The organism is Pseudomonas putida (assembly GCF_016406145.1).
Classification (GTDB): Bacteria; Pseudomonadota; Gammaproteobacteria; order Pseudomonadales; family Pseudomonadaceae; genus Aquipseudomonas; species Aquipseudomonas putida_E.
This window is the reverse complement of record NZ_CP066306.1, coordinates 2,325,627-2,349,132: the sequence shown is the minus strand read 5'-3', so window position 1 is coordinate 2,349,132 and position 23,506 is coordinate 2,325,627. Positions and strand designations below refer to the sequence as shown.

The following is a 23,506-nucleotide window of genomic DNA, read 5'->3' as shown; positions in this document are numbered from 1 at the left end:
TGCCGGCGCTCACGGCCCGGCCGGCTTGCTTTTACGGCTCCAGGAGCATAGTTTCCGGGCATCATTTACCGAGCCCAGGAGCAACTACATGTACACCGGCATCGTCCAGGCCGTCCGCCCCCTGCTTGCTGTGACCACCTACCCGGGCCACAACCAGTTCACCATCGACCTTACTCCCGAACTGCTCGACGACCTGAAGATCGGCGCCAGCGTCAGTGTCGAGGGCACCTGTCTGTCGGTCACCGAAATTGACGGCACCCAAGTGAAGTTCGACGCCATGACAGCCACCCTGGAGCGCACCAACCTGCGCTGCTTCAAAGCAGGCCAAGGCGTCAACATTGAGCGCTCGGCGAAAATGAACGCCGAAGTCGGCGGCCACCTCATGGCTGGCCATGTCGCCACCACCGCCGAGATCGTCGAGCTGTCGATCAAGGAAACCGGCGCCTTCATCACCTTCCGCATGCCGCCGGAGTGGGCCAAATACGTGTTCCCACGCGGTTATCTCGGGGTCAACGGCTGCAGCCTGACCGTCGCCGACGTGGACGACACCTTGGTCACCATCAACCTGATCCCGGAAACGCTGCGCCAGACGACTTTCGCCAACTACCAGGCCGGTGAACTGATCAACATCGAAGTGGACCACCAGACCATGGTCCTGGTCGATGTGGTGGAGCGCACACTCAAAGCCACGCTGGCCCGCGCCTGATCAAATGCTGCGGGTAATACCGCCATCGACCCTGATGTTCTGCCCGGTGATGTACGCCGCGCCATCGCTGGCCAGGAAGGCTACGGTGGCGGCGATTTCCTCGCTGCTGCCATAGCGCTTGAGCGGCACGCTGTCACGGCGTTGGTCAGTGGCCGGCAGGCTGTCGATCCAGCCCGGCAGTACGTTGTTGATGCGGATATTGTCCGCAGCATAGGTGTCGGCGAAGATCTTGCTGAACGCCGCCAGGCCCGCGCGGAATACGGCCGAGGTGGGGAACATTTCACTCGGCTCGAAGGCCCAGGCGGTGGAAATGTTGATCACTACCCCACCCTGCTGGCGCTGCATGATGGGCGTGACCAGCCGCGTCGGGCGGATGACATTGAGCAGGTAGGTCTCCATGCCCTGGTGCCAGTCTGCATCGCTGATTTCAAGGATCGGCGCGCGCGGACCGTGGCCTGCACTGTTGACCAGCACATCGATACGGCCCCATTTGGCGACTACGGCATCGACCAGGCGCTTGATGTCGTCGTTGCACTGGTTGCTGCCGGTCACGCCAATCCCGCCCAGCGTCTCGGCCAACGCCTCGCCTTTGCCAGACGACGACAGGATACCGATATTGAAGCCGTCGGCAGCCAGGCGCCTGGCTGCCGCGGCGCCCATACCACTGCCGCCGGCGATCACGATTGCTACTTTTTCGTTGGACATGAAACCTCCGGGTCAACCCTGCGGTGTGCATGGGTAATGGGCCCAGACTAGCACCTGGCCTACGTTGCCAGAGAGCCAGATAAGCTTCGACTAAACGATAGATTTTCTACTGCATTAAAGCATCGCCTGCTCCAGCAGCCATGCCCGCACCGTTGCCAGTGCCGGCGGTTGGTGGGCATTACGCGGCCACACCAGGTAAAACGCCTGTTGCAAGTCCAGCACTTGGTCAAAGGCAAGGGCCAGGCGCCCGGCGCGCAGGTCGCTGTGGACGAAAAACTCGCTGGCCAGGGCAAGGCCCTGCCCGGCAATCGCTGCATCGATGGCCAGTGACGTCTGGTTGAACCGCACATTCTTCGCACCCGGCGGCAAATGCCGGTGGAATACCTCGGTGATGAAGCCCGGCCAGAAGTTGTGGGCATCATGCAGCAACGGGTAACGCTGTAACTGCTCCAGATCCTCGGGCTTGCCCAGTTGCTCGAGCAGCGCCGGGCTGGCGACGGCTACCACGCGCTGGGCAAGAAACGGCTCGGTATGCAGTCCCGGCCCGAACGGTGGCACGCCGTAACGTACGGCAATATCCACGCCCTCTGGACGGAACTGGCAAAGCCGGTCGGTGGCCAGCACCTGCAGATCGATGTCCGGGTGCTGCTGCGCAAACGACGACAACCTGGGGATCAGCCACTTTGCCGCGAAGGTCGGTGTGACACTCACCGTCAGGTGCGACGCATCCGGGCGCAACGCCTGGGTGGCGCTGCCGATCAAGGCAAAGGCGCTGCGGATATCGACACTGTAACGCTGGCCGGCGCCTGTCAGGCTCAGGCCCCTGGGCAAGCGCTCGAACAGCTTGATCCCCAAGTTCGCTTCAAGCCCGCGGATCTGCTGCGCCACGGCGGCCTGGGTTACCCCAAGTTCGTCGGCTGCCAGGCGGAAATTGAGGTGGCGCGCCACCACCTCGAAAACACGTAGCCCATTGAGCGGCGGCAGCGCGGAAAAGCCTTCGGACATACAGTTTATCTACTGAGTGAACAGGCCTGTACCCTACTCGATGCGCGGGTGTTGCTGCACCAGCAACTTGCGCTTGGCCTCAAGCTCGGCAATCTGTTCGTCGATGTCTTCGATCTTCTGTTCGATGTTGTCGTGGTGCTCCTGCAGCAACTCACGCGCCTCATCGATATCCGAGGCCGCTGGGGCAGCGCCACGCAGTGGCTTATTGGCGGTTTCTTTCATGGTCAGGCCGGTAATGAGGCCGATGGCGGCAATCACCATCAGGTAGTACGCCGGCATGTACAGGTCACCAGTGCTCTCTACCAGCCAGGCAGCCAGGGTCGGGGTCAGGCCGGCGATCAGCACCGAAATGTTGAAGGCGCTGGCCAGGGCGCTGTAGCGAATGTGGGTGGGGAACATCGCCGGCAGGGTCGACGCCATCACGCCGATGAAGAAGTTGAGCAACACGGCGATGATCAGCAAGCCGGCGAAGATCACCCCAAGCACACCGCTGTTGATCAGCATGAAGGCCGGGATGGCCAGGGCGAACAGCCCGACACTGCCGACGATGATGAACGGGCGGCGGCCCCACTTGTCGCTGAGCAGGCCGATGATCGGCTGCACGAACAGCATGCCGACCATGATCGCGATGATGATCAGCACACCGTGGTCTTCGCTATAGTGCAGGTTGTGCGACAGGTAGCTGGGCATGTAGGTAAGCAGCATGTAGTACGTGACGTTGGTGGCGATCACCACGCCAATGCACGTCACCAGGCTGCGCCAATGTTTAGTGGCGACTTCCTTGAACGACACCTTGGGCCCCGAGGCCAGGCCTTCGCGGTCGCCCTGTTCAAGTTTTTCGACATGCTGCTGGAACGCCGGGGTCTCTTCCAGCGCATGGCGCAGGTAGAGGCCGATGATGCCCAGCGGCAAGGCCAGGAAGAACGGCAGACGCCAGCCCCATTCAAGGAATTTTTCCTCGCCCAAGAAGGTGGAAATCAGCACTACCACGCCGGCACCGAGGACGAAGCCGGCAATCGAGCCAAAGTCCAGCCAGCTGCCGAGGAAGCCGCGCTTGCGGTCGGGTGCGTATTCGGCGACGAAGATCGAGGCGCCGGTGTATTCACCACCCACCGAGAAGCCTTGGGCCATTTTCGCCAGCAGCAGCAGGATCGGCGCCCAGATGCCAATGGAATCATAGGACGGTATCAAGCCGATGGCGAAGGTACTGAGCGACATGATCACAATGGTCGCGGCGAGGATCTTCTGGCGGCCGAACTTGTCGCCCAGGGCGCCGAAGAACAGCCCGCCCAACGGGCGAATCAGGAACGGAACCGAGAAAGTGGCCAAGGCCGCGATCATCTGCACGCTGGGGTCGGCGTTGGGGAAGAACACCTTGCCCAGGGCATAGGCGACGAAGCCGTATACGCCGAAGTCGAACCACTCCATGGCATTGCCCAGCGCGGCGGCGGTGATCGCCTTGCGCATCTTGGCGTCGTCGACGATGGTGATGTCTTTCAAGCCGATCGGCTTGACGGTTTTCTTGCGTGATTTCATCCCTGTGTCCCTGTTAATGAGGCTCTTTGGCATCAGATACACAGGGACACAAAATAATTCCACGCTCAGCGATTTCTCGCGTGTATTGGCCTCAGATGCCTTCGCGGGCCAGGTCCATGGCGAAGTAGGTCAGGATCAGATCGGCGCCGGCACGCTTGATCGCGCCAATGCTCTCACGCACCACTCGCCCCTCGTCGATGGCGCCGGCCAGGCCGCCGAACTTGATCATCGCGTACTCACCGCTGACCTGGTAAGCCGCCAGCGGCAAACGTGACGCGGCGCGAATGTCGGCGATCACGTCCAGGTAGGCACCCGCCGGTTTGACCATCAGCACATCGGCGCCTTCCTGCTCGTCGAGCAGCGACTCGCGCACCGCTTCGCGGCGGTTCATCGGGTTCATCTGGTAGCTCTTGCGGTCACCCTTGAGCGTGGTGCCACCGGCTTCACGGAACGGGCCATAGAGCGACGAGGCGAACTTGGTGGAGTAGGCCATGATCGCGGTGTCGTGAAAGCCCGCGGCATCCAGTGCACCACGGATTGCCTGAACCTGACCGTCCATCGCCGCCGACGGCGCGATGAAGTCGGCACCGGCTGCCGCAGCAACCACCGCCTGCCTGCCCAGGTTGGCCAGGGTGGCGTCGTTGTCCACACCATGGTCGTGCAGTACGCCGCAATGGCCGTGGCTGGTGTACTCACAGAAACAGGTGTCGGACATCACCACCATTTCCGGCACGCTGTCCTTGCAGATGCGAGCCATGCGCGCCACCAGGCCGTTTTCGTTCCAGGTATCGCTACCGGTGGCATCGAGGTTGTGCGAAACGCCGAAGGTCATCACCGACTTGATGCCGGCGCGAGCGTAGCGTTCGATTTCCTGGGCCAGCAGTTTCTCAGGGATACGGTTGACCCCCGGCATGCTGCTGATCGGCACGAAGTCGTCGATGCCTTCCTCGACGAAGATTGGCAGGATCAGGTCTTCGAGGCGGAATTCCGTCTCCTGGAAGATCGTGCGCAGCGACTCGTTCTGGCGCAGGCGGCGGGGGCGAACGGAAGGGAAATGATTGGACATGACAGCTCCAGGGAATATGGACGGCGTACACCATATGCCTGTTGAGCTTCAGTGAAAAGGCTCAATGACGAGATTGTGCCTTGCATCCGGGGCAATAGCCGGGGCAGTCAGCCCCGGTACACGGCCTCAGCGCAACAGGTCCTGGATCTGCTTGTGCAAGGTATCCAGGTCAAACGGTTTGGCCAGGATCGGCGCCTTGCGGGCGATGGGGCTGCCCGACTCGAGAATCTCCGCCGGGTAGCCGCTGATGAAGATGACCTTCAGATCCGGTCGCAGCTTCACCGCAGGCTCGGCGATCTCGACGCCGGAAATGCCGCCAGGCAAGCGAAAGTCGGTGACCATCAGGTCCAGGTGCGGCTTGCTCGCCAGGATGGCGAACGCCTGTTCACCATCCTCGGCCACCAGTACGTGATAGCCCTCACCTGCCAGGTAATCACGCAGGATCATCCGGATTGCCGGTTCATCCTCGACCACCAAAACCACATCTTGTGCATCTTCACTCATGACAACAACGCCTTGAAATTCTTACAGTTGGCCATCTGACCCCAGGCTCAGGCAGAGGTTGCCCGCTCCTGGTCGTTTTGTTCTGTCAGCCGCGTCAGCGGCAATTGCAGGCTAAAGGTGGCGCCCTTGCCTTCTTCGCTCTGCACCTGGATCTGCCCGCCATGGGCCTGGACGATCTGCTCCGAGATATACAGCCCCAACCCCAGCCCGGCGCTGGCCTGCTGAGTGGCCACGCGCTCGAACTGCTGGAAGATCCTTTGTTGGTTCACGCCACTGATGCCGATGCCGTGATCCTGCACTTGCACCCAGGCCATGCCCGCCTGCTCGAATACCCGCACCTCGACCGGCTGGCGTTCGCCATAACGCAAGGCGTTGGACAACAGGTTGGCCAATACTTGTTCAATGCGGAATTCGTCCCACTCACCCTGCAGGCCATCGCAGCGCTGCAGATCGATATGCGTGCCCAGTGCGGTGGCCTGGGCGGTGAAGTTTTCCACCAGGCCACGCACCAGCTGGCCGAGGTCGAATAGTTTAGGCCGTAGCGACAGCTTGCCGGTGCGGATGCGCGACACATCGAGCATGTCTTCGATCAGGCGGATCAGGCTATTGATCTGCCGTTCGTCGCGCTCGACCATGGCCTGCAGCTTGTCGGCGCTGAACGCCTCGAGGCTGCCGCGGGCCAAGTGCATCTTGCGCAGCTGGGTCTCGAGGATAAGGCCATTGAGCGGCGTGCGCACCTCGTGCGCTACGATCGACATGAAGTCGTCGCGCATGCGTACCGCATGCTCCAGCTCACTGCGCGCCACCTGCAACTGCGTCAGCAGCAGCTCCTGCTCCTGGCGGCTGCGCTCAAGGGCTTGCAACTGCCTGTCGAGCACCTTGCGCTGGCGGTACAGGTCGACGAACACCGTAACCTTGTTCTTCACCGCCAGGGTATCGAGCGGCTTGTAAAGGAAATCCACCGCGCCGCTTTCGTAGCCCTTGAAGGCGTAGTTCATCTCGCGCCCGGCAGCGGTAACGAAGACGATCGGGATATTGCGTGTCTTTTCCGTGCCGCGCATCAGTTCGGCCAGTTCAAAGCCGTTCATGCCCGGCATCTGCACGTCGAGAATGGCCAGGGCAAATTCGTGCTCCAGCAACAACGACAATGCGGCTTCCGCAGACTGGGCCTGGTGCACCTCACGGTCTTGGCCCTGAATCAGGGCGTCGAGGGCCAGGAGGTTTTCCGGCAGATCGTCGACGATCAGCAGTTTGGCGGTGATGTGCCTTAGCATGCGCTGGATTCCAGGTTGGCGAGCAATTGCCCGATACCGCTCAAAGAAAGAATAAGGTCGGGCTGGTGGAGCGCCAATGCGGCCTCCGGCATCAGCGCCACCTGGGCGTCGCAGGGGTCCTGGACCACGGTCCGGCCGCCGCTGCTCTTGATGTAGGCAAGGCCTTTGGCACCGTCCTCGTTGGCGCCTGTGAGCAATACACCCAACAGGCCCGCGCCATAGGCATCGGCAGCCGAGATGAACAGGAAGTCAATGGCCGGGCGCGAGAAATGCACCGGTTCCTCCTGGCTCAGCGACAGGCTCAAATCCTGCTCGACCGACAGGTGATAACCAGGGGTCGCCACGTAGATCTGGCCAGGGGCGATGGCCTCTTTGTCCCGAGCCTCGCTTACCGGCCTGTGCAGGCGCCGCTGCAGCACTTCGGCCAGATGGCTGTGACGGTCATCGGGCAGGTGCAGCACGCACAGCACAGGCGTCACGAATGCCGGCGGCAGGCCGCCGAGCACCTGAAACAGCGCCTGCACGCCGCCCGCCGAGGCACCGATCACCACCGCGTTTACGCCCTTCATGATTTCCGGAAGATCCGTTCGGGCTTGACCAGCGGCTCGAAGCGGTCGCTGTAAGCGGAGAAATCCACCGATTCCTTGCTGCCCAGCACCAGAAAGCCACGGTGACACAAGGACTCATGGAACAGCCCCAGGGCGCGGTCCTGCAGCTCCTTGTTGAAGTAGATCAGCACATTGCGGCAGGACACCAGCTGGGTTTCGGAGAACACACTGTCTGTGGCCAGGCTGTGGTCGGCGAAGGTCACGTTGTCGCGCAGGCTGCTGTCCATGATGGCGTTACCGTAGGCGCTGGTGTAGTACTCGGCAAAATCGCGGCGCCCGCCGGCCAGGCGGTAGTTTTCTTCGTACTCGCGCATGCTCTGCATCGAGTAGATGCCCTGCTTGGCCCGGTCCAGTGAACGCGGGTTGATATCGGTGGCATACAGGATGGTGCGCTCGAGCAGCCCTTCCTCGCGCAGCAGGATGGCCATCGAGTACACCTCCTCGCCGGTGCTGCAGCCAGCGATCCAGATCTTGATCGACGGCCAGGTGCGCAACAGCGGCACCACTTCGTTGCGCAGGGCAAGGAAGTGGCTCGGGTCGCGGAACATCTCGCTGACCGGGATCGTCAGGAACTGCAGCAACTGCATGAACATGCCCGGGTCGTGCAGCACCCGCTCCTGCAGGGCCGACACCGTCAGGCAATCGAACTGGCGCAGGGCATGGAGGATCCGGCGCTTGATAGACGCGCCGGAGTAGTTGCGAAAATCGTAGCTGTACTTGAGGTAGATCGCCTCGATCAGCAGCCTGATCTCGATGTCGGTGTTGCGCTCGCTAATCAAATTCGCTCCAGTTGCGGCAGCCACACACGGATCAACGAGAACAGGCGGTCCAGGTCGATCGGTTTGGCCAGGTAATCATTGGCGCCAGCCTGCAAGCAGCGCTGCTGGTCATCCTTCATCGCCTTGGCGGTCACGGCGATGATCGGCAACTTGCGCCAGCGCGGCTGCTGGCGGATCAGGCGGGTAGCCTCGAAGCCGTCCATTTCCGGCATCATCACATCCATCAGCACCAGGTCGATATCGTCATGCTGCTCCAGGCGTTCGATGGCCTCACGCCCGTTGCGGCCGATCTCGACGATGGCACCCTTGTGCTCCAGGGCACTGGTGAGGGCGAAAATGTTACGCACATCGTCGTCCACCAGCAGCACCTTGCGGCCTTCGAACACCTTGTCACGGCTGCGCGCGGTCTTGAGCATGCGCTGGCGTTCATGGGACAGCTGCGATTCGACTTTGTGCAGGAACAACGTCACTTCGTCGAGCAGGCGCTCCGGCGAGCGGGCACCCTTGATGATGATCGAACGTGAATACTTGAGCAGCTCGGCTTCTTCCTCACGGGTGAGGTTGCGCCCGGTATAGACGATCACCGGTGGGAAGGAGCGGATATCTTCTGCCGTCATGCGCTTGAGCAGCTCGTTACCGAGCATGTCGGGCAGCTTGAGGTCGATGATCATACAGTCGTAGATGTTCTCGCGCAGCAATGCCAGGGCGTCCTGGGCCAGGGCCACAGCGGTGATCTCGACATCATCGTCGCCGATCAGGCGGGCGATGCTCTCGCGCTGAAGGTCGTCATCCTCCACCAGCAGGATGTGCTTGAGCTTCTGGGTGAGCTTGGCTTCCAGGCGAGCGAACACTTCCTTGAGTTCTTCGCGGCTGGTCGGTTTGACCGCGTAACCCACCGCGCCCATGTGCATGGCCGCCTCGACGCGGTCTTCCACCGATATGATGTGCACCGGGATATGCCGGGTGGCAGCCAGCTCCTTCAGGCGCTGCAACACGGTGAGGCCGGAGTGGTCGGGCAGGCGCATGTCCAGCAGGATCGCATCGGGAATGTACTGGGCGGCCAGCGCGAAGCCCTCGTCGGCGCCCTGGGCCACCAGGCAGCTGTAGCCCAGTTCGTGAGCCAGGTCGAAGAGGATACGGGCGAAGTTCGGCTCGTCCTCGATCACCAGGATGCAGCGGTTGCCGAACGGGGCGTGCTCGCGGTCATCGGCGAAGGTCGGTGCAGGCAGTTTCGGCGATGCTGCCGTGGCGACCTTGGGCGCCGGCGGCAAGGTGTCGACTGCCGGGCGCAGGCTGTGGGCCTCGACCTCCTCGACCTCGGCTTCGTAGCGCTCCGGCATGGTCAGGCTGAACACACTGCCCTGGCCAGGGTTGCTGTCGACGCTGATCTGTCCACCCAGCAAATGCGCCAGGTCGCGGGAAATCGACAGGCCCAGCCCGGTGCCGCCGTATCGGCGGTTGCTGCTGCCATCGACTTGGTGGAAGGCACCGAAGATCGCCTGCTGCTGGTCGGCGGCGATACCGATGCCGGAATCGCGCACGGCGAAGACAATGCCGGTGCCTGCCTGGTGGCTGATGGTCAGGCTGACCTGGCCGTGGTCGGTGAACTTGATCGCATTGGACAGCAGGTTCTTGAGTATCTGCTCCAGGCGCTGGCGGTCGGTGAACAGTGTCACCGGTACATGGGGCTCGACGTTGACCTCGAACGCCAGGCCCTTGTGCTCGGCCAGCGGCAGGAACATGCCGCGCAGGCCTTCGACCAGGCGCTCCAGCTGAGTGGTCTCGGGGCGCACTTCAAGCTTGCCGGCCTCGACTTTGGCGATGTCGAGAATGTCGTTGATCAGGTTGAGCAAGTCATTGCCGGCCGAATAGATGGACTCGGCGAACTTGACCTGTTCGGCGCTGAGGTTGCCCTCGCCGTTCTCCGCCAGCAGCTTGGCCAGGATCAGCGAGCTGTTGAGCGGTGTGCGCAACTCGTGGGACATGTTGGCGAGGAACTCGGACTTGTACTTGCTCGAACGCTGCAGCTCATCGGCGCGGGCCTGCAACTCTTGCTGGGCCTGCATCAGCTCGTCGTTCTTGCGGTCCAGGGCATCGGTACGCTCGGACAGTTGCTCGTTGGTCTGCTCAAGCTCGGCTTGCTGGGTCTCCAGGTGGGCCTGGGACTCCTTGAGCACGCGGGACTGCTCTTCAAGCTCCTCGTTAGCAGTCTTGAGTTCTTCCTGCTGCACCTGCAGCTCTTCGTTGAGCTGCTGAGTCTCGGCCAGCACTTCCTGGAGGCGCTGGCGGTATCGGGCGCTTTCGATTGACATGCCGAGGTTGCCACCAACCCGCTCCATCAGCTCATCGTCGCGCTCCTGCAGTGGGCGCAGGAAGCCCAGCTCGATCACGCCATTGATCTGGCCATCATCGATGGCCGGCATCAGCAAGGCACTGCGCGGCAAGCCGCTCCCCAGGCCGGAACTGAGGCGGTAGTAGTCCTCGGGCAGGTCATCCAGGCGCAGCAGGCGGCCTTCGCGCACTGCCTGAGACAGCAGGCCATCGTGGGCGGCCAGCACCTGTTCGCGGCCCTGCTCCTCGGCGTCCAGGCCATAGCTGGCGACGCGCACCAGGCGGCCATGGCCGTCGCGCACGTACAGCGCACCGACCACGCTGCCCAGATAGCTGGCGAAGAAGCGCAGGATGTTTTCGCCAAGCATCGGCAGGGTCAGCTGCCCCAGCACCTGCTCGGCCAGCTGGGTCTGGCCGTTGCGCAGCCAGGCCTGGTGTTCCAGGCGCTCGGCCGAGCGCTGCTGAGCCTTGAGGTTGTCATCGTAGCTGGTAGACAGCGCCATCAGGTCGCGACGGCCCAGGTAAGCCAACAAAGCGCTCAGGCCAACGATCAATAGCGAAAACGCTGAGATGGCGGTCACCGTGACGCTGCTGACCTTCTCGTTGCGGGCCATGCGCAGCTGCTGTTCAGTGCCGATCAGGTCGTCGAATTCCTTGCGGATCTCGTCGGTGATGCGTTTGCCGCGACCGTTGATGACCGACTGTCGGTAATCCCCGCCATCGCGGCGCTGGTTGATCATCTCGCCGCCAAACTCATTCCAGGCATGCTGCAGGGCGATCAAGCGGTCGATGCGGTCGACCTGCTGAGGGTTGTCCTCGACCATGCCGCGCAGGCTGTTGAGGCTACCCTGAATCTTCGGTTTGGCGACCTCGTAAGGGTCCAGGAAGCGCTCGTCACCGGTGATCAGAAACCCGCGCATGCCGGTTTCCATGTCGATCGACAGCTTGACCGCTTCGTTGGCATTGCCGATCACCCGATCGGTGTGCTCGACCCACTGCATGGCCGACAACAGGTAGTTGATCACCGCGACGAAAGCCACGGCACCGAGCAGGCCCACCCCCAGGGGCAAGCCAATGTTGCGGCTCAACAGCTTGCGGAAGCTTTGCTGGTCCATCGAGGCTGCTTGAATCATTTGAAAACGCCCGAGCGAAAAAGTCCATTGAACGGTGTGGCGGATAAAGCCTGTTCTTGTATGCCGCCGCGCTCACCGGTTAACAGCGAGTCTAACCAGCTTTGCTGGCCGCGACAGGGCATTTAGCCAGTATTTGAAGGTTACCTTCAGCAATCGTTCCATCCAATCGCAACGATCGGTATCCTCACGGAACTTCTGACGCTGGCCGGCGCACAGAATAAAGACATTCTTCTGGTACAGGATCACAAAATGCACCTCTTGGTAGTCGAAGATGACGACATCGTCCGTATGTTGATGGTCGATGTGCTCGACGAACTGGGCTATGAGACCCTGGAGGCGGACTGCGCCAGTGCCGCGCTAAAGATCCTTCAAGACCCAGGCAAGGCGCTGGCCCTGCTGATGACCGATGTAGGCCTGCCGGACATGCGCGGCGAAGAACTGGCGAAACAGGCCCGTGCCATCCGGCCAGCGCTGCCAGTGCTGTTTGCCAGCGGCTACGCCGAAAGCCTCGATGTGCCCGAAGGGATGCACATGATTGGCAAGCCGTTCAGCATCGAGCAGTTGCGCGATAAAGTGGTGGGGATTTTGGGTACGCCGTGACATCGGTGGCGCCTCTTCGCGGTTTTACCCGTGAAGAGGCCGGCTCAAGTCCATGACTCGCGCCGCAGCAGGTAAGTATCCATGATCCACCCCTTGCGCCTCCTCGCCTCTTCGCGCACCTGTAGAATCCGCCCCTTCACCGCCTGCAAAGGCCCGGCGATCAGCACTTCGTCCTCCGTTCCCAGGTAAGCCCCCCAATAGATCACCAACCCAGGGTCGTCGATCCGGGCAAATGCGCATTGCCCGTCGAGCATCACCACCACATTGTCGATCTGCCCTTGTTGCGCCAGGCGCCGCCCCGGTAAAACCACCAATGGCTCGCCTATACGGTTCAGCGGCACCTGATGCCGCGCCGCCAGCGCCTGCACACTGCTGATGCCTGGGATGACCTGCAGGCGCAGTGGCACACCACGCTCACGAACCAACTGCAGAATGCGCAGGGTACTGTCATACAAGCCAGGCTCGCCCCACAGCAAAAAGGCGCCGATGTCATCACTGCTCATTTCGTCGGCTATCAGCCGGGCATACAGCGCCGCGCGCTGGCGGTGCCAGTCCTGGACCGCAGTCACATAGTCGGCCGCTTCAGCGTCGCGTCGCGGATCGGCAACCTGTACCAAGCGGTAGCCGCCCTGCGGCCTGTAGCGTTCAACAATGGCCTTGCGCAGACTAATCAGCTCGTCTTTGTCCGAGCCTTTGTCAATTACGAAGAAGACGGTAGCGCGACGCAGAGCATCGACGGCCTCGTAGGTCACCTGGCGCGGGTCGCCTGGGCCGATACCGATCAACAACAGGTCTCTCATGGCTTCGCCCTGAACAAAAACCGGCAGCCATTGTCGGCCGACCGCCGGTGTTTGGCAAAGCGCACTCAGAAGATCGAGAAGGTGTAGCTGACGATGACGCGAGTTTCGTCCATGTCGCGCGCCCACTTTTCGTAGTTGCTGCGGTAGGTAGAATTGCGCAGTCGCACGCTGACATCTTTGAAGGTACCGCTCTGTACCTGGTATTTGAGCTCGGTGTCGCGTTCCCATTCCTTGCCTTGGACGTTACTGCCCGGGACCTTGATGTGGTCGCCATTGATGTAGCGGGTAAAGAACGTCAGGCCCGGCACGCCCAGGGCCTTGAAGTCGTAGTCGTAACGCAACTGCCATGAGCGCTCCTGCGCGGCGGCAAAGTCATTGACTTGCGCATAGTTGACCAGGTACGGGTTGCTGCCATCGAGGTACGGCATGGCGTTTTCGCCATACATGCGCTGCCAGCCTGCACTGACCTTGTGGCCGCCCAGGCTATAACCGAGCATGCCACTGAAGGCGCGATGGTCGATTTGGCCTGCTCGGGCGTTACCGATGTCATCGCTCTTGATCAGCCGCAGGTCGGCCGACAGGCTGCCGACTGCAAGCGGCTGGCTGGCGGCCAGGCCCAGAAAGTGCTGACGGTAGATGTTTTCCAGCTTGGCCATTTGGTATTGAGCACTGAACCGATCATTGAACCGGTAATCCAGCCCTGCCAGGTCGAAGTGGTCGGCTTGGGTATCACAGGCATAGCGCTTGTTCTTGCAATGCACGCGAATGTCCTGGCGGTCGGTGGAATCGCGGGCGGTGTATTTGTTCAGGCGGGCCAGCGTGAACTTCAGGTCGCGCACTTCTTCTGAAGTGAGCATGGCGCCGTGAAACATCGTCGGCAACAGGCGCCCATCGTTGTATTTCAACAACGGAACATCCGGCATCATCGAGCCGTATTTGAACACGGTATTGGACACCTTGACCTTGGCGGCCAGGCCCATCTTCGCGTATTGGTCAGCAGCGTGCCTGGGGTCATGACCAGAAGAAGGCAACAAACCGCTGTTACTGTCCGCCGGGCTGGAGTCCAGCTTGACACCGAACATGCCCAATGCATCCACACCGAGGCCTACCGGGCCTTGGGTATAACCCGACTGCACGTTGAGAATGAAGCCTTGTGCCCACTCTTCCCGCTTGGACGCACCTTGGCTGGAAGTGCTGTGGCCGTCACGAAAATCCCGGTTGAAATAAACTGTGCGTGCTTCGACCTTGGCACGGCTGTCTTCAAGAAAACCGGCGGCCTGGGCGTGCACACCGGCACACATCAGCAACAGGCCGGCAACTCGGCGCCCAGGGGCGAGAGGAAAAGGGGCAAACATGCGAGGGAACATCCGGAGAAAGGCAGAAAACAATGCACGGCGAACGCACGCGGCGCAGACAAGACCCGGCCGAACAATCTCCGACCATCATTGAAAATGATTGCGCAAAGGCGCTAGCCCGCACCATTGGACCATGGTCTAAAAACGCCGCACTGACTACCTGTCACGCATCGAAATTACCGCCCGAAACACTTGTAAAGTTCCCTTCTTAATTGGAAAAGTTTGCGGTTTACCCAATTGCCACAAGTGTCTACACTCGATACCAGCGAACAGTTTAACCCCCCCGCGTGGCCGGCGTTATTTCTCTTCAATGTTCGTCACGCCCCGCCACAGATGACGTACAGGAGTGATTACAGTGTCCAGACTTGCAGAGTTTCGTGCTGCCGAAAAAGCGCTCCAGGAACAGATGGCTCAACTGGAGGCGCTAAAAAAGGATGCCGGCCTAAAACGTGAAATCGAATTCGAGCAGAAACTAGTCGGCCTGATGAAAAGCTATGACAAAAGTCTGCGCGACATCATCGCCATCCTCGACCCCAAGGCCGTCACTCGGGGCGCGACCAGTGCGCCAAAGCAACAACGTCGTCCGCGCGTGGTGAAAGTGTATGAAAACCCGCACACCGGCGAGCTGATCGAGACCAAAGGTGGTAACCACCGCGGGCTGAAGGCGTGGAAAGAACAGTACGGGGCCGGCACGGTGGAAAGTTGGCTGCGCTGATGAAACGTCAACGCTTGCTTCACACTTTTTTCACAAGGGCTGGCTCAATATCGAGACAGCTAAAGGACTAGCGACCCCATCACGCGCCCGCACACGCGGGCCTCTATTTCCAGCGCCCTGCACTCGTGCAGGGCGCTTTCATTTGCGCAATCGGTTCACTGCCGTATCATGGCCCTCCTGTCTGTTCCGCTGGCCCCGGTGCCAGCCTCGTCTCTGGAGTACCCATGAGCCTGCACGATCTGCAAAACCTGCCTGGCGTCACCGCACAGCCCGACGCCGCCACTGCTCAATTCGTTTTCAACCACACCATGCTGCGGGTCAAGGACATCGAGAAGTCGCTGGACTTCTACACCCGTGTCTTGGGCTTTCGAGTGGTCGACAAGCGCGACTTCCCGGAAGCGGAATTCAGCCTGTACTTCCTGGCCTTGGTCGACCCGGCGCAGATTCCGGCCGACGACGCCGAGCGCCATCAGTGGATGAAATCGATCCCCGGCGTGCTTGAGCTGACCCACAACCACGGTACTGAAAACGACCCGGCGTTCGCCTATCACAACGGCAACACCGACCCACGTGGTTTCGGCCACATCTGCATTTCGGTACCGGACGTGCGTGTTGCCTGCGCCCGCTTCGAAGAGCTGAACGTGCCGTTCCAGAAACGCCTGGCAGACGGCCGCATGAACCATCTGGCCTTCGTCAAAGACCCGGACGGTTACTGGGTCGAAGTGATTCAGCCCTCTGAGCTCAAGGGCTGATCCGAAAGTGTGAGCCTCGTCGGCTTGCGCTCGTCAGGCCGGGAACTCCCGGCCCCTCGCTGTGGTATATGGAAGTAACAGCTTCACTAGCCACAGCGAGGTAAGGACGATGCAATCTCTTCACTGTGAATACCGCGACCACACCATCACCGCCAGTGTGATGCCTCACCCCGACTCCCCTCTGCCCTATTCTGCGGGGTGCCTGATCACCGATCCGCAAGGCCATACCAGCAAGCGTTTATCCATGCCGATGAAGTTCTTCTCTAACCTTGAGAATGCTCAGCATGTGTCGCTGGCCCATGGCCGGGCCTTGGTGGACGAGCAGTTGGACAAGGGGCACAAGGCGTTCTGACCTTGGGCATCGACGGCCTCCTCGCCGGGTTGCCCGCGAGGAGGCCGCAGAAGAAGAGCTAGACGTCCCGGGCGTATGCCACTGCAGCCTCGACCTGCTCCCGGGTAGGTCGCACGCCGGTGTACAGTACGAACTGCTCCAGTGCTTGCAACGCGATCACCTCCAAACCGGTAATCACCGGCTTGCCGAGCGCCTGCGCCCGGCGGATCAAGGGCGTCTGCGCCGGCATAGCCACCACATCGAAGACCCGCTGCGCCGCAGCAATGGCGTTCTCGCTGAACGCCAGCTCGTGGGCCTCTTGCCCGCCCGCCATGCCGATCGGCGTCACATTCACCAGCATCGGCGGGCACCGGTCACCCAGCTCAGCGACCCAGCGATAGCCACAAACGTCGGCCAACTGCCGCCCCGCCTGCTCGTTGCGGGCGACGATGATGCCCTCCTTGAACCCGGCATCGCGCAGAGCACTGGCAACCGCCTTGGCCATGCCACCACTGCCGCGCAGGGCAAAGGCTGTAGACGGGTCGACACGATGCTGCTCGAGCAGCTGCCGCACTGCCAGGTAGTCGGTGTTGTAGGCTTTCAGATGACCTGCCGTGTTGACCACGGTGTTGACCGACTCGATGGCTGCCGCTGACGGGTCAACCTCATCGACCAAGGCCATGCAGGCCTCCTTGTAGGGCATGGAAACACCACAGCCGCGGATGCCCAGCGCGCGGATACCCGCCACAGCGGCCGGCAAGTCATCGGTGCTCATCGCCTTGTAGTAGTAGTCCAGGCCCAACTGCCGGTACAGGTGGTTATGAAAGCGAACGCCAAAGTGACCTGGCCGGCCGGCCAGGGAAATGCACAGCACGGTGTCCCTGCTGGGAGTTGCCGTCATAACCTGCTCCTTGTTCGTAACTGAAACGTTTGTTCAGCGTAACAGACCCACCCGTTCATCGCCCCTTACACAACCTTTACCGTTTCCCTGCACTCAGCTGACAGTGGCTAGAGCCATAGTAGTGAACAGTTGATAAAGCTGATGAGCACTATTGAGCGAGTCGATTTCAAACCGAGCTGGCCACTGCGTAAGGTAGGGGCATGTTTTACAGGAGGTCCACATGGCCACTATCCAGATCATGTCCGTCGTCGGCAGCGCCGTTCCCTCTACCCTGCGTGAGCAAGGCCTGCTGGCATGCTGGTACCTGGTGCGTAACGGTGAAGCGGTGAGCGGACCGTTGGCCACCCGTGCATCAGCCCAGGCCCTTGCCGACCGACTGAAGGACGATTGTCTGCTCGCTTGAAAACGAACGTGTTGTGCGTTGCTCTTTGCCCTGTTCTGGCCCGCCTTTTGGCGGGTCTTTTTGTGCCAGCGCGAAACCGACGAACGGAGGGAGAATAACCGTTACAGCATGAAGGTTTTTTCATTTCGACCGGGTAGCTCCACGAGCATTCGACAGCCGCTGAGCCATACTCCAGAATGCGAGCGGTTTTTGGGGGAAACCCTTGCACAGCCAACGACATACCAACTTTTAGTGAGCCTGAACGTGAAAACATCCCTGTCCATCCTCAGCCTGCTGCTGTTGCTCACAGGTACCGCGACCCTACCGTCGACCGCTGCTGCACAACCCCCAGCCCAGATTCAACGCGACCCTTCAAAGCTGCATCTGGCTTCCGGCAGCGCCCTGCTGATCGACCTCAATACCAACAAGGAGCTGTATTCGAGCCACGCCGACCGCGTGGTGCCGATTGCCTCGGTGACCAAACTGATGACCGCGATGGTGGTGCTGGACGCCAAGCTGCCCATGGATGAGATGCTCACCATGACCATCGCCAACAACCCGGACATGAAAGGGGTGTACTCGCGCGTGCGCCTGGGCAGCCAACTCAACCGCCGCGAAACCCTGCTCATTACCCTGATGTCGTCAGAAAACCGCGCCGCCACCTCCCTGGCCAACCACTATCCAGGGGGCTACCCGGCTTTCATCAAGGCAATGAACGCCAAAGCCCGCAGCCTGGGCATGGCGCACACCCGCTATGTCGAGCCGACCGGCCTGTCGACGCAGAACGTCTCCAGCGCACGCGACCTGGCCAAGCTGCTGATGGCGTCGCGCAAATACCCGATGCTCAGCGAGCTGTCGACCACCCGCGAAAAAACCGTGGCCTTCCGCAAACCCAACTACACACTGGGCTTTCGCAATACCGACCACCTGGTCAACAAGAGCAACTGGGACATCAAGCTGACCAAGACCGGCTTCACCAATGAGGCCGGGCATTGCCTGGTGCTGCTGACGCGCATGGACAACCGCCCGGTGGCCATGGTGATCCTCGATGCGTTCGGCAAGTACACCCACTTTGCCGATGCAAGCCGCATGCGCCAGTGGCTGGAGACCGGCACAGCCAAGCCGGCACCGGCAGTGGCGATGCAGTACAAGTCGGACCGGCAGAACAAGAGCCGCCTGGCCGCAGAGTAACGCCTCAAAGGGCTGGCCCGTTTGCGGCGTTATCCGCAGGCGGGCCGGTTCACATAGGCTCAGGCCTGAGTGCTGACGACCGTACCGGCAGTGCTGCCACCCGTCTCCTGCAACGCTTCGAGCAGCTGCGACGTAGCGGTCATGATCTGGCCATTGAGCGTGGTAATGCTCGCCTGCCTGGCACTCACGGCAGCGGTCTTGGCTGTCTCTTCCATTTTCTGCGCCATCAGGTTGGCCAGTTGCTTCTGCTCTTCGGCCAACTGCTTTTGCAGCTGCTTGATCATCTCGCGCAATTGCTTGATGTGCGCAGGCTCCGAGCTCTCATCGCTTTGCTGCGCACCTTGCGCACCGCCGCCACCCTGAGCCTTCGCCGTTTCTGACGACGCGGCTGACGCTTCACTCTTCTGAGCGTCTTCGCTTTTTACCGTTTCAGCACTGCCGGCGGCCTGCGCCGAAACGTTGTTGATGGTGATTGCTGCGATACCTGCCATGTTCCGGTCCCTGCCTTGAAATAGGTCCTTGCGTTGACCTGCCTATCGGCCACGCGGCGCAGTTCTTTAGCCCGGCAGCACAAGCTGTGCGCAATGACTCAGGTAAATTCCCGGGTACATGGCTCGTTCCAACCAATGTACTCACGCAGGCGCCGGAGCACCGGCGGGCGCACACATTCGACCATTATGGGATCGCAGCCATGAGCCAGTCTTCAAACCCGGAAACCATCAAGGATCTGATCGGCGTGGGCTTTGGCCCTTCCAACCTGGCCTTGGCCATCGCCCTGGAGGAACTCGCCCAGAGCCAGGGCCGCGCCCTCGACGCGCTGTTCATCGACAAGCAGAAGCAATACCGCTGGCATGGTGAAACGCTGGCGACCCAGAGCGAGCTGCAGATATCCTTCCTCAAGGATCTGGTCTCGCTGCGCAACCCCACCAGCCCCTACAGTTTCGTCAACTACTTGCACCAGAAGCAGCGCCTGGCCGATTTCATCAACCTGGGCACCTTCTACCCCTGCCGCCTGGAGTACAACGACTACCTGCGGTGGGCCGCCGAACATTTCGCCACTCAAGCCGTCTATGGCGAGCAAGTGCTGCGCATCGAGCCAGAAGTGAAGGCTGGCCGTGTCGAGCATTTGCGCCTGGTTTCTGAAGATGCGCAGGGCCGTGAATACACCCGGCGTACCCGTTCGGTCGTGGTCGGCACGGGCGGTACGCCGAAAATCCCGGAAAAATTCGGCGCCTTCAAGGACGACCCGCGCGTCTTCCACCACTCCCAGTACCTGAGCAGCCTGCAAAAGTTGCCATGCGCCGAAGGCAAACCGATGCGCATCGCGGTAATCGGCTCTGGCCAGAGCGCAGCAGAAGCATTCATCGACCTCAATGACAGCTACCCGTCGGTCAAAGTCGACATGATACTGCGCGGTTCGGCACTCAAGCCTGCGGACGACAGCCCGTTCGTCAACGAGATCTTCTCGCCGGACTACACCGACCTGGTCTACAACGAGCCGGCCGAGCAGCGCGCCAAGCTGCTGGGTGAATACCACAACACCAACTACTCAGTGGTCGATCTGGACCTGATCGAGCGCATCTACGGCATCCTCTACCGCCAAAAGGTTTCGCATCAGCTGCGCCACAACGTGCTGTGCCGTCGCCAGGTGGAAGCGGTTGTGGCCACCCGCGACGGCATCGAACTCACCCTGCGCGACCTGGCCACCGACCAGCATCAGACCCACCGTTACGATGCGGTCATTTTGGCCACCGGCTACGAGCGCCGCTCGCATCGCGACCTGCTGGCGCCGTTGGCCGGTTACCTTGAGGATTTCAACGTCGATCGCAACTACCGGGTATTGTCCAGCCCGAATCTTGAAGCTTCGGTTTACCTGCAAGGTTTCTGCGAGGGCAGCCATGGCCTGAGCGACACTCTGCTGTCGGTACTGCCGTCGCGTGCCGCCGAAATCGGCCGGGCGCTATACCAAGACCTCGCGCGCCAACATGACAAAGCGCAACCGTCGGTCGCCCTCACCAGCGCCTGACCCGTCGCTGCCTTCAAGCCGACACGGCGCCCCGCGCCCTGTCGGCTTTTGCTTTTCTGAAATATTTAGTTGCATTTAAATAGGCAGGATTTCCATTCTCATTCGTCTTTATAGATGCAGCCCCTGTGGTTGGGCATATGCTCGACCCTCATTTTCAGAAGACCGACCCATGGCCAAATCAACCAAAAAATCCAAGTCCAAGCTGTGGTTCCTGGTCCACAGCTGGCTCGCCCTGCCGATCTGGTTCTTCGTGCTGATCGTCTGCTTCACCGGCATGCTTGCCGTGGTCAGCCAGGAAATCGTCTGGCTGGCCAACGCTGATGTGCGCGCCAGCAAGCCCGACGACAGCGCCGAACGCCTGACCTTTCAGCAGGTGCTAGACGCCCTGCACAAGGCCGAACCCGATATGGTGGTGCGCACACTGAGGCAGCCGGATGGTTCGCACTTTGCCCTCAACGCCGGGGTTACCCTGCCGGACGGCAGCAGCCCGACGCTGTACGTCAACCCCTACACCGGGGCCATCCAGGGCAAGGTCCCGGACTTCAACTTCGAAGCGTTCACCCGTGCCCTGCATGGCTGGTGGCTGGTGCCCTTCACCAACGGTTTCAGTTGGGGCTGGTACCTGGTCTCGCTGCTGGGCCTGCCGATGCTCGCTTCGCTGGTGACCGGGCTGGTGGTGTACAAGAAATTCTGGAAAGGCTTCTTCAAGCCCATCCGCACCGGCCATGGCTCGCGCATTTTCTGGGGCGATCTGCATCGCCTGGCCGGGGTCTGGTCGATCTGGTTCATCGCGGTCATCGCCATCACCGGTACCTGGTTCCTGATCCAGGCGATCCTGTTCGATAACCACATCACGATCTCCAGCCAACCGATCACACCTGTGATCGCCCGGGAAGATGTACCGCAAACCGCCGATGGCAGCCCTGCCCCGCGCATCGACCTGGACGAAGCGGCGCGTATCGCCGGCCTGGCCATCCCGGGCCTTGAAATCAACGCCATCTCGCTGCCCGCCACGGCCTACAGCCATATCACCCTCAATGGCCCGGGCTGGTACCCGCTGATGTTCCAGAGTGCCAACATCAACCCCTACACGCGTAACGTCGACAGCCAGTTCCTGATCAGCGACCGCTCCGCCCTGGAGTTCGTCACCGAATCCATGCGCCCACTGCACACCGGCGACTTTGGCGGCCTGCCGGTCAAACTGATCTGGTTCTTCTTCGGCCTGGTGCTGACGCTGATGGTGTTCAGCGGCCTGTTGATCTGGACCAAGCGGACCGCCCAGGCGACTGCCGCCGCCCTCAAGCGCAGCGAGCGTGCGCCCCGCGCCACCGCCAGCGACACCCCCGTGGAGATCCGCACATGAGCCAGGCCCAGGCCCTGCCCACCCGCCCATTCAAGCAATGGTGGCTGAAGTGGCGCTTTCACTTGAACATTCTGTTGATCCTCATCCCGCTGGGCTTCATGCCCAAGTATTTCGCCGACGCCAAGCTGTTTCGCGGCGATGCCGGGCTGGGCGTGAACCAGATCAGCGATATCCAGGTTGGCCCTTACAGCCTGAACCTGGCCGAGCTGCGCAGTGAAGCCCCCCGCGCCGACGGCCCGGCGGGCTACTTCAAGCCCTTCAACGCCGCGCTTTGCAAAGCCTGCATCAACGACGTCAAAGCGGTGTACCTGCGCATCGGCAAACCCCGCAGCCTGCGCGCCGCCGGCACCATCTTCTTCGGCGCGCCGTACCGCATGGTGACCAACCTGCCGATCCCTGCGCGCACCAAGCCCGACGCGCAGATCTGGATCACCCTCGAAGGCTGGGACGGCAGCATGCACCAGGCATCGGTACCGCTGAGCAAGGCTTCGCCAGCCACCGTGGCCTGGCTCGAAAAACAAGGAGGCAAGAAATGAAGCACATGATGCGCAGGCTCGCCCTGCCCCTGCTGGTGCTGGCCGCAGGCCCGGCCCTGGCCCACAACCCGATGTGCGAGTGCGAAGAGCTCGATGGCGGCCAGGTCAAGTGCACCGGTGGCTTCTCGGACGGCAGCGGCGCCCCGGGCGTGACCCTGGACGTGATCGGCTACGACGAGCAAGTACTGGTCGGCGGCAAGCTCGGCGATGACTCGACGCTTACCTTCAAGCGCCCCGATGGCGAGTTCTACGTGCTGTTCGATGCCGGCCCCGGCCACGTGGTGGAAGTCGACTACGCCGACATCGCGCAACCATGAGCGGCCCTACCCTGAGCCGCACCCAGGTGGTGCGCCCCGCCGGCGCCGGGCACGAAACCCTCTACGTGCTGCTGGTCAGCCTGCTGATCGTCATCGTCGCGGCCTGCGTGGTGCTGCTGCGCGGTGAACGCGAAGACGAGCAGGCCATCGCCAGCCACCAGATCGACGCCCGCCGCGACCTGACGCCCGCCGAACAAGGCGTCTATACCGACCTTCGCGTCGCATTCGACGAGATCCAGCTGCTGCGCGAAGAAACCGCCGCCGTACCCAGTGTGGTGTCGTTGGCCGAGGAAGGCTTGCCACCGTTCGTGGTAGATGCCGGCAGCCAGAGCCGTGGCAGCCACCAATGGCAGTGGCTGGAGGCTGGCGCCTATCTGGGTCGCAGCCAGGCCCCGCAGGTCGCCGGCAGCTTTTTGCTGATCGTGCCGCACGAGCGCAGCGGCCAGCCTGACGTCTGGCTGCGCCGCGACAGCGCCGCCGTGGTACCGCAAGACCTTGGCCAGGCAACCCTGATCGCCGCTGGCTGGCAGCAAGTGGTCAGCCATTACGACGCTGGGGTCACCCGCGAACACCGTCACTGAACCCAAGGA

25 protein-coding genes are annotated in these 23,506 nt (G+C 61.5%); 12 read left to right on the top strand and 13 right to left on the bottom strand.

Annotated elements, in window-relative coordinates; genetic code table 11:
- Positions 1-88 precede the first annotated feature (88 nt).
- Positions 89-706, top strand: coding sequence for a riboflavin synthase (locus JET17_RS10790; RefSeq protein ID WP_012314004.1), 618 nt, complete (start codon positions 89-91; stop codon positions 704-706).
- Here the strand turns inward: JET17_RS10790 and JET17_RS10785 are convergent, their stop codons facing one another.
- From JET17_RS10785 to JET17_RS10745, 9 genes are all read right to left on the bottom strand, one after another.
- The gene (locus tag JET17_RS10785; RefSeq protein WP_012314003.1) at positions 707-1,411 is read right to left on the bottom strand and encodes an SDR family oxidoreductase; all 705 of its coding nucleotides are present in this window, start codon (positions 1,409-1,411) and stop codon (positions 707-709) included.
- A gap of 114 nt (positions 1,412-1,525) precedes the next feature.
- Entirely contained in the window at positions 1,526-2,416 is an 891-nt protein-coding gene (locus JET17_RS10780) for a LysR substrate-binding domain-containing protein (protein WP_012314002.1), read from the bottom strand.
- A 33-nt stretch (positions 2,417-2,449) separates the two neighbouring features.
- The gene (gene proP / locus JET17_RS10775; RefSeq protein ID WP_012314001.1) at positions 2,450-3,952 is read right to left on the bottom strand and encodes a glycine betaine/L-proline transporter ProP; all 1,503 of its coding nucleotides are present in this window, start codon (positions 3,950-3,952) and stop codon (positions 2,450-2,452) included.
- A 91-nt stretch (positions 3,953-4,043) separates the two neighbouring features.
- Positions 4,044-5,018, bottom strand: a complete 975-nt coding sequence (gene hemB, locus JET17_RS10770) for a porphobilinogen synthase (RefSeq protein ID WP_012314000.1) — start codon at positions 5,016-5,018, stop codon at positions 4,044-4,046.
- Between the two features lie 126 nt (positions 5,019-5,144).
- The gene (locus JET17_RS10765; RefSeq protein WP_012313999.1) at positions 5,145-5,522 is read right to left on the bottom strand and encodes a response regulator; all 378 of its coding nucleotides are present in this window, start codon (positions 5,520-5,522) and stop codon (positions 5,145-5,147) included.
- Positions 5,523-5,569: 47 nt separating this feature from the next.
- Positions 5,570-6,796: a hybrid sensor histidine kinase/response regulator gene (locus JET17_RS10760; protein ID WP_012313998.1), complete on the bottom strand. Its 1,227-nt coding sequence runs from the start codon at positions 6,794-6,796 to the stop codon at positions 5,570-5,572.
- A complete protein-coding gene (locus tag JET17_RS10755) occupies positions 6,790-7,365 on the bottom strand; it encodes a chemotaxis protein CheB (RefSeq protein WP_012313997.1) in 576 nt (191 codons plus the stop codon). The genes JET17_RS10760 and JET17_RS10755 overlap by 7 nt, the downstream gene beginning before the upstream one ends.
- Complete coding sequence (locus JET17_RS10750) at positions 7,362-8,183, bottom strand: CheR family methyltransferase (RefSeq protein ID WP_012313996.1); 822 nt, start codon at positions 8,181-8,183, stop codon at positions 7,362-7,364. The genes JET17_RS10755 and JET17_RS10750 overlap by 4 nt, the downstream gene beginning before the upstream one ends.
- Entirely contained in the window at positions 8,180-11,647 is a 3,468-nt protein-coding gene (locus tag JET17_RS10745) for a response regulator (protein ID WP_012313995.1), read from the bottom strand. Before JET17_RS10745 ends, JET17_RS10750 begins: the two co-directional genes overlap by 4 nt.
- A 249-nt stretch (positions 11,648-11,896) precedes the next feature.
- On the opposite strand from JET17_RS10745, the gene JET17_RS10740 reads away from it, so the two are divergent.
- The gene (locus tag JET17_RS10740) at positions 11,897-12,247 is read left to right on the top strand and encodes a response regulator (protein ID WP_012313994.1); all 351 of its coding nucleotides are present in this window, start codon (positions 11,897-11,899) and stop codon (positions 12,245-12,247) included.
- Positions 12,248-12,291: 44 nt separating this feature from the next.
- Here JET17_RS10740 and cobF read toward each other — a convergent pair whose 3' ends face one another.
- Both cobF and JET17_RS10730 read right to left on the bottom strand, forming a co-directional pair.
- Positions 12,292-13,047, bottom strand: a complete 756-nt coding sequence (gene cobF / locus JET17_RS10735) for a precorrin-6A synthase (deacetylating) (RefSeq protein WP_012313993.1) — start codon at positions 13,045-13,047, stop codon at positions 12,292-12,294.
- 65 nt (positions 13,048-13,112) lie between these two features.
- Positions 13,113-14,402: an OprD family porin gene (locus tag JET17_RS10730; protein WP_042111357.1), complete on the bottom strand. Its 1,290-nt coding sequence runs from the start codon at positions 14,400-14,402 to the stop codon at positions 13,113-13,115.
- A gap of 355 nt (positions 14,403-14,757) precedes the next feature.
- Between JET17_RS10730 and JET17_RS10725 the strand changes: the two genes are divergently transcribed.
- From JET17_RS10725 to JET17_RS10715, 3 genes are all read left to right on the top strand, one after another.
- The gene (locus tag JET17_RS10725) at positions 14,758-15,117 is read left to right on the top strand and encodes a histone-like nucleoid-structuring protein, MvaT/MvaU family (protein ID WP_012313991.1); all 360 of its coding nucleotides are present in this window, start codon (positions 14,758-14,760) and stop codon (positions 15,115-15,117) included.
- A gap of 224 nt (positions 15,118-15,341) precedes the next feature.
- Positions 15,342-15,869, top strand: coding sequence for a lactoylglutathione lyase (gene gloA / locus JET17_RS10720; RefSeq protein ID WP_012313990.1), 528 nt, complete (start codon positions 15,342-15,344; stop codon positions 15,867-15,869).
- A 109-nt stretch (positions 15,870-15,978) separates the two neighbouring features.
- Entirely contained in the window at positions 15,979-16,221 is a 243-nt protein-coding gene (locus JET17_RS10715) for a hypothetical protein (protein ID WP_012313989.1), read from the top strand.
- Between the two features lie 58 nt (positions 16,222-16,279).
- Here the strand turns inward: JET17_RS10715 and JET17_RS10710 are convergent, their stop codons facing one another.
- Positions 16,280-17,101 carry a shikimate 5-dehydrogenase gene (locus tag JET17_RS10710; protein ID WP_012313988.1) on the bottom strand — a complete coding sequence of 274 codons (822 nt, stop codon included), beginning with the start codon at positions 17,099-17,101 and terminating at the stop codon, positions 16,280-16,282.
- Between the two features lie 220 nt (positions 17,102-17,321).
- Between JET17_RS10710 and JET17_RS10705 the strand changes: the two genes are divergently transcribed.
- Positions 17,322-17,504 (top strand): hypothetical protein, encoded by a 183-nt coding sequence (locus JET17_RS10705; RefSeq protein WP_012313987.1) that lies wholly within the window; start codon positions 17,322-17,324, stop codon positions 17,502-17,504.
- 243 nt (positions 17,505-17,747) lie between these two features.
- On the top strand, positions 17,748-18,674 hold the full coding sequence (gene pbpG, locus JET17_RS10700; RefSeq protein ID WP_042111355.1) for a D-alanyl-D-alanine endopeptidase: 927 nt from the start codon (positions 17,748-17,750) through the stop codon (positions 18,672-18,674).
- Positions 18,675-18,733: 59 nt separating this feature from the next.
- Here pbpG and JET17_RS10695 read toward each other — a convergent pair whose 3' ends face one another.
- Positions 18,734-19,165 (bottom strand): hypothetical protein, encoded by a 432-nt coding sequence (locus tag JET17_RS10695; RefSeq protein ID WP_012313985.1) that lies wholly within the window; start codon positions 19,163-19,165, stop codon positions 18,734-18,736.
- 200 nt (positions 19,166-19,365) lie between these two features.
- Between JET17_RS10695 and JET17_RS10690 the strand changes: the two genes are divergently transcribed.
- The 5 genes from JET17_RS10690 (at position 19,366) to JET17_RS10670 (ending at position 23,497) form a co-directional block, all read left to right on the top strand.
- Positions 19,366-20,700, top strand: coding sequence for a lysine N(6)-hydroxylase/L-ornithine N(5)-oxygenase family protein (locus JET17_RS10690; RefSeq protein ID WP_012313984.1), 1,335 nt, complete (start codon positions 19,366-19,368; stop codon positions 20,698-20,700).
- Positions 20,701-20,869: 169 nt separating this feature from the next.
- A complete protein-coding gene (locus JET17_RS10685) occupies positions 20,870-22,063 on the top strand; it encodes a PepSY-associated TM helix domain-containing protein (RefSeq protein WP_012313983.1) in 1,194 nt (397 codons plus the stop codon).
- Positions 22,060-22,599 carry a hypothetical protein gene (locus JET17_RS10680; RefSeq protein WP_012313982.1) on the top strand — a complete coding sequence of 180 codons (540 nt, stop codon included), beginning with the start codon at positions 22,060-22,062 and terminating at the stop codon, positions 22,597-22,599. Before JET17_RS10685 ends, JET17_RS10680 begins: the two co-directional genes overlap by 4 nt.
- Positions 22,596-22,916 carry a hypothetical protein gene (locus JET17_RS10675; RefSeq protein ID WP_012313981.1) on the top strand — a complete coding sequence of 107 codons (321 nt, stop codon included), beginning with the start codon at positions 22,596-22,598 and terminating at the stop codon, positions 22,914-22,916. Before JET17_RS10680 ends, JET17_RS10675 begins: the two co-directional genes overlap by 4 nt.
- Positions 22,917-22,927: 11 nt before the next feature.
- On the top strand, positions 22,928-23,497 hold the full coding sequence (locus JET17_RS10670; protein WP_080516511.1) for a DUF6162 family protein: 570 nt from the start codon (positions 22,928-22,930) through the stop codon (positions 23,495-23,497).
- Positions 23,498-23,506: the final 9 nt, after the last annotated feature.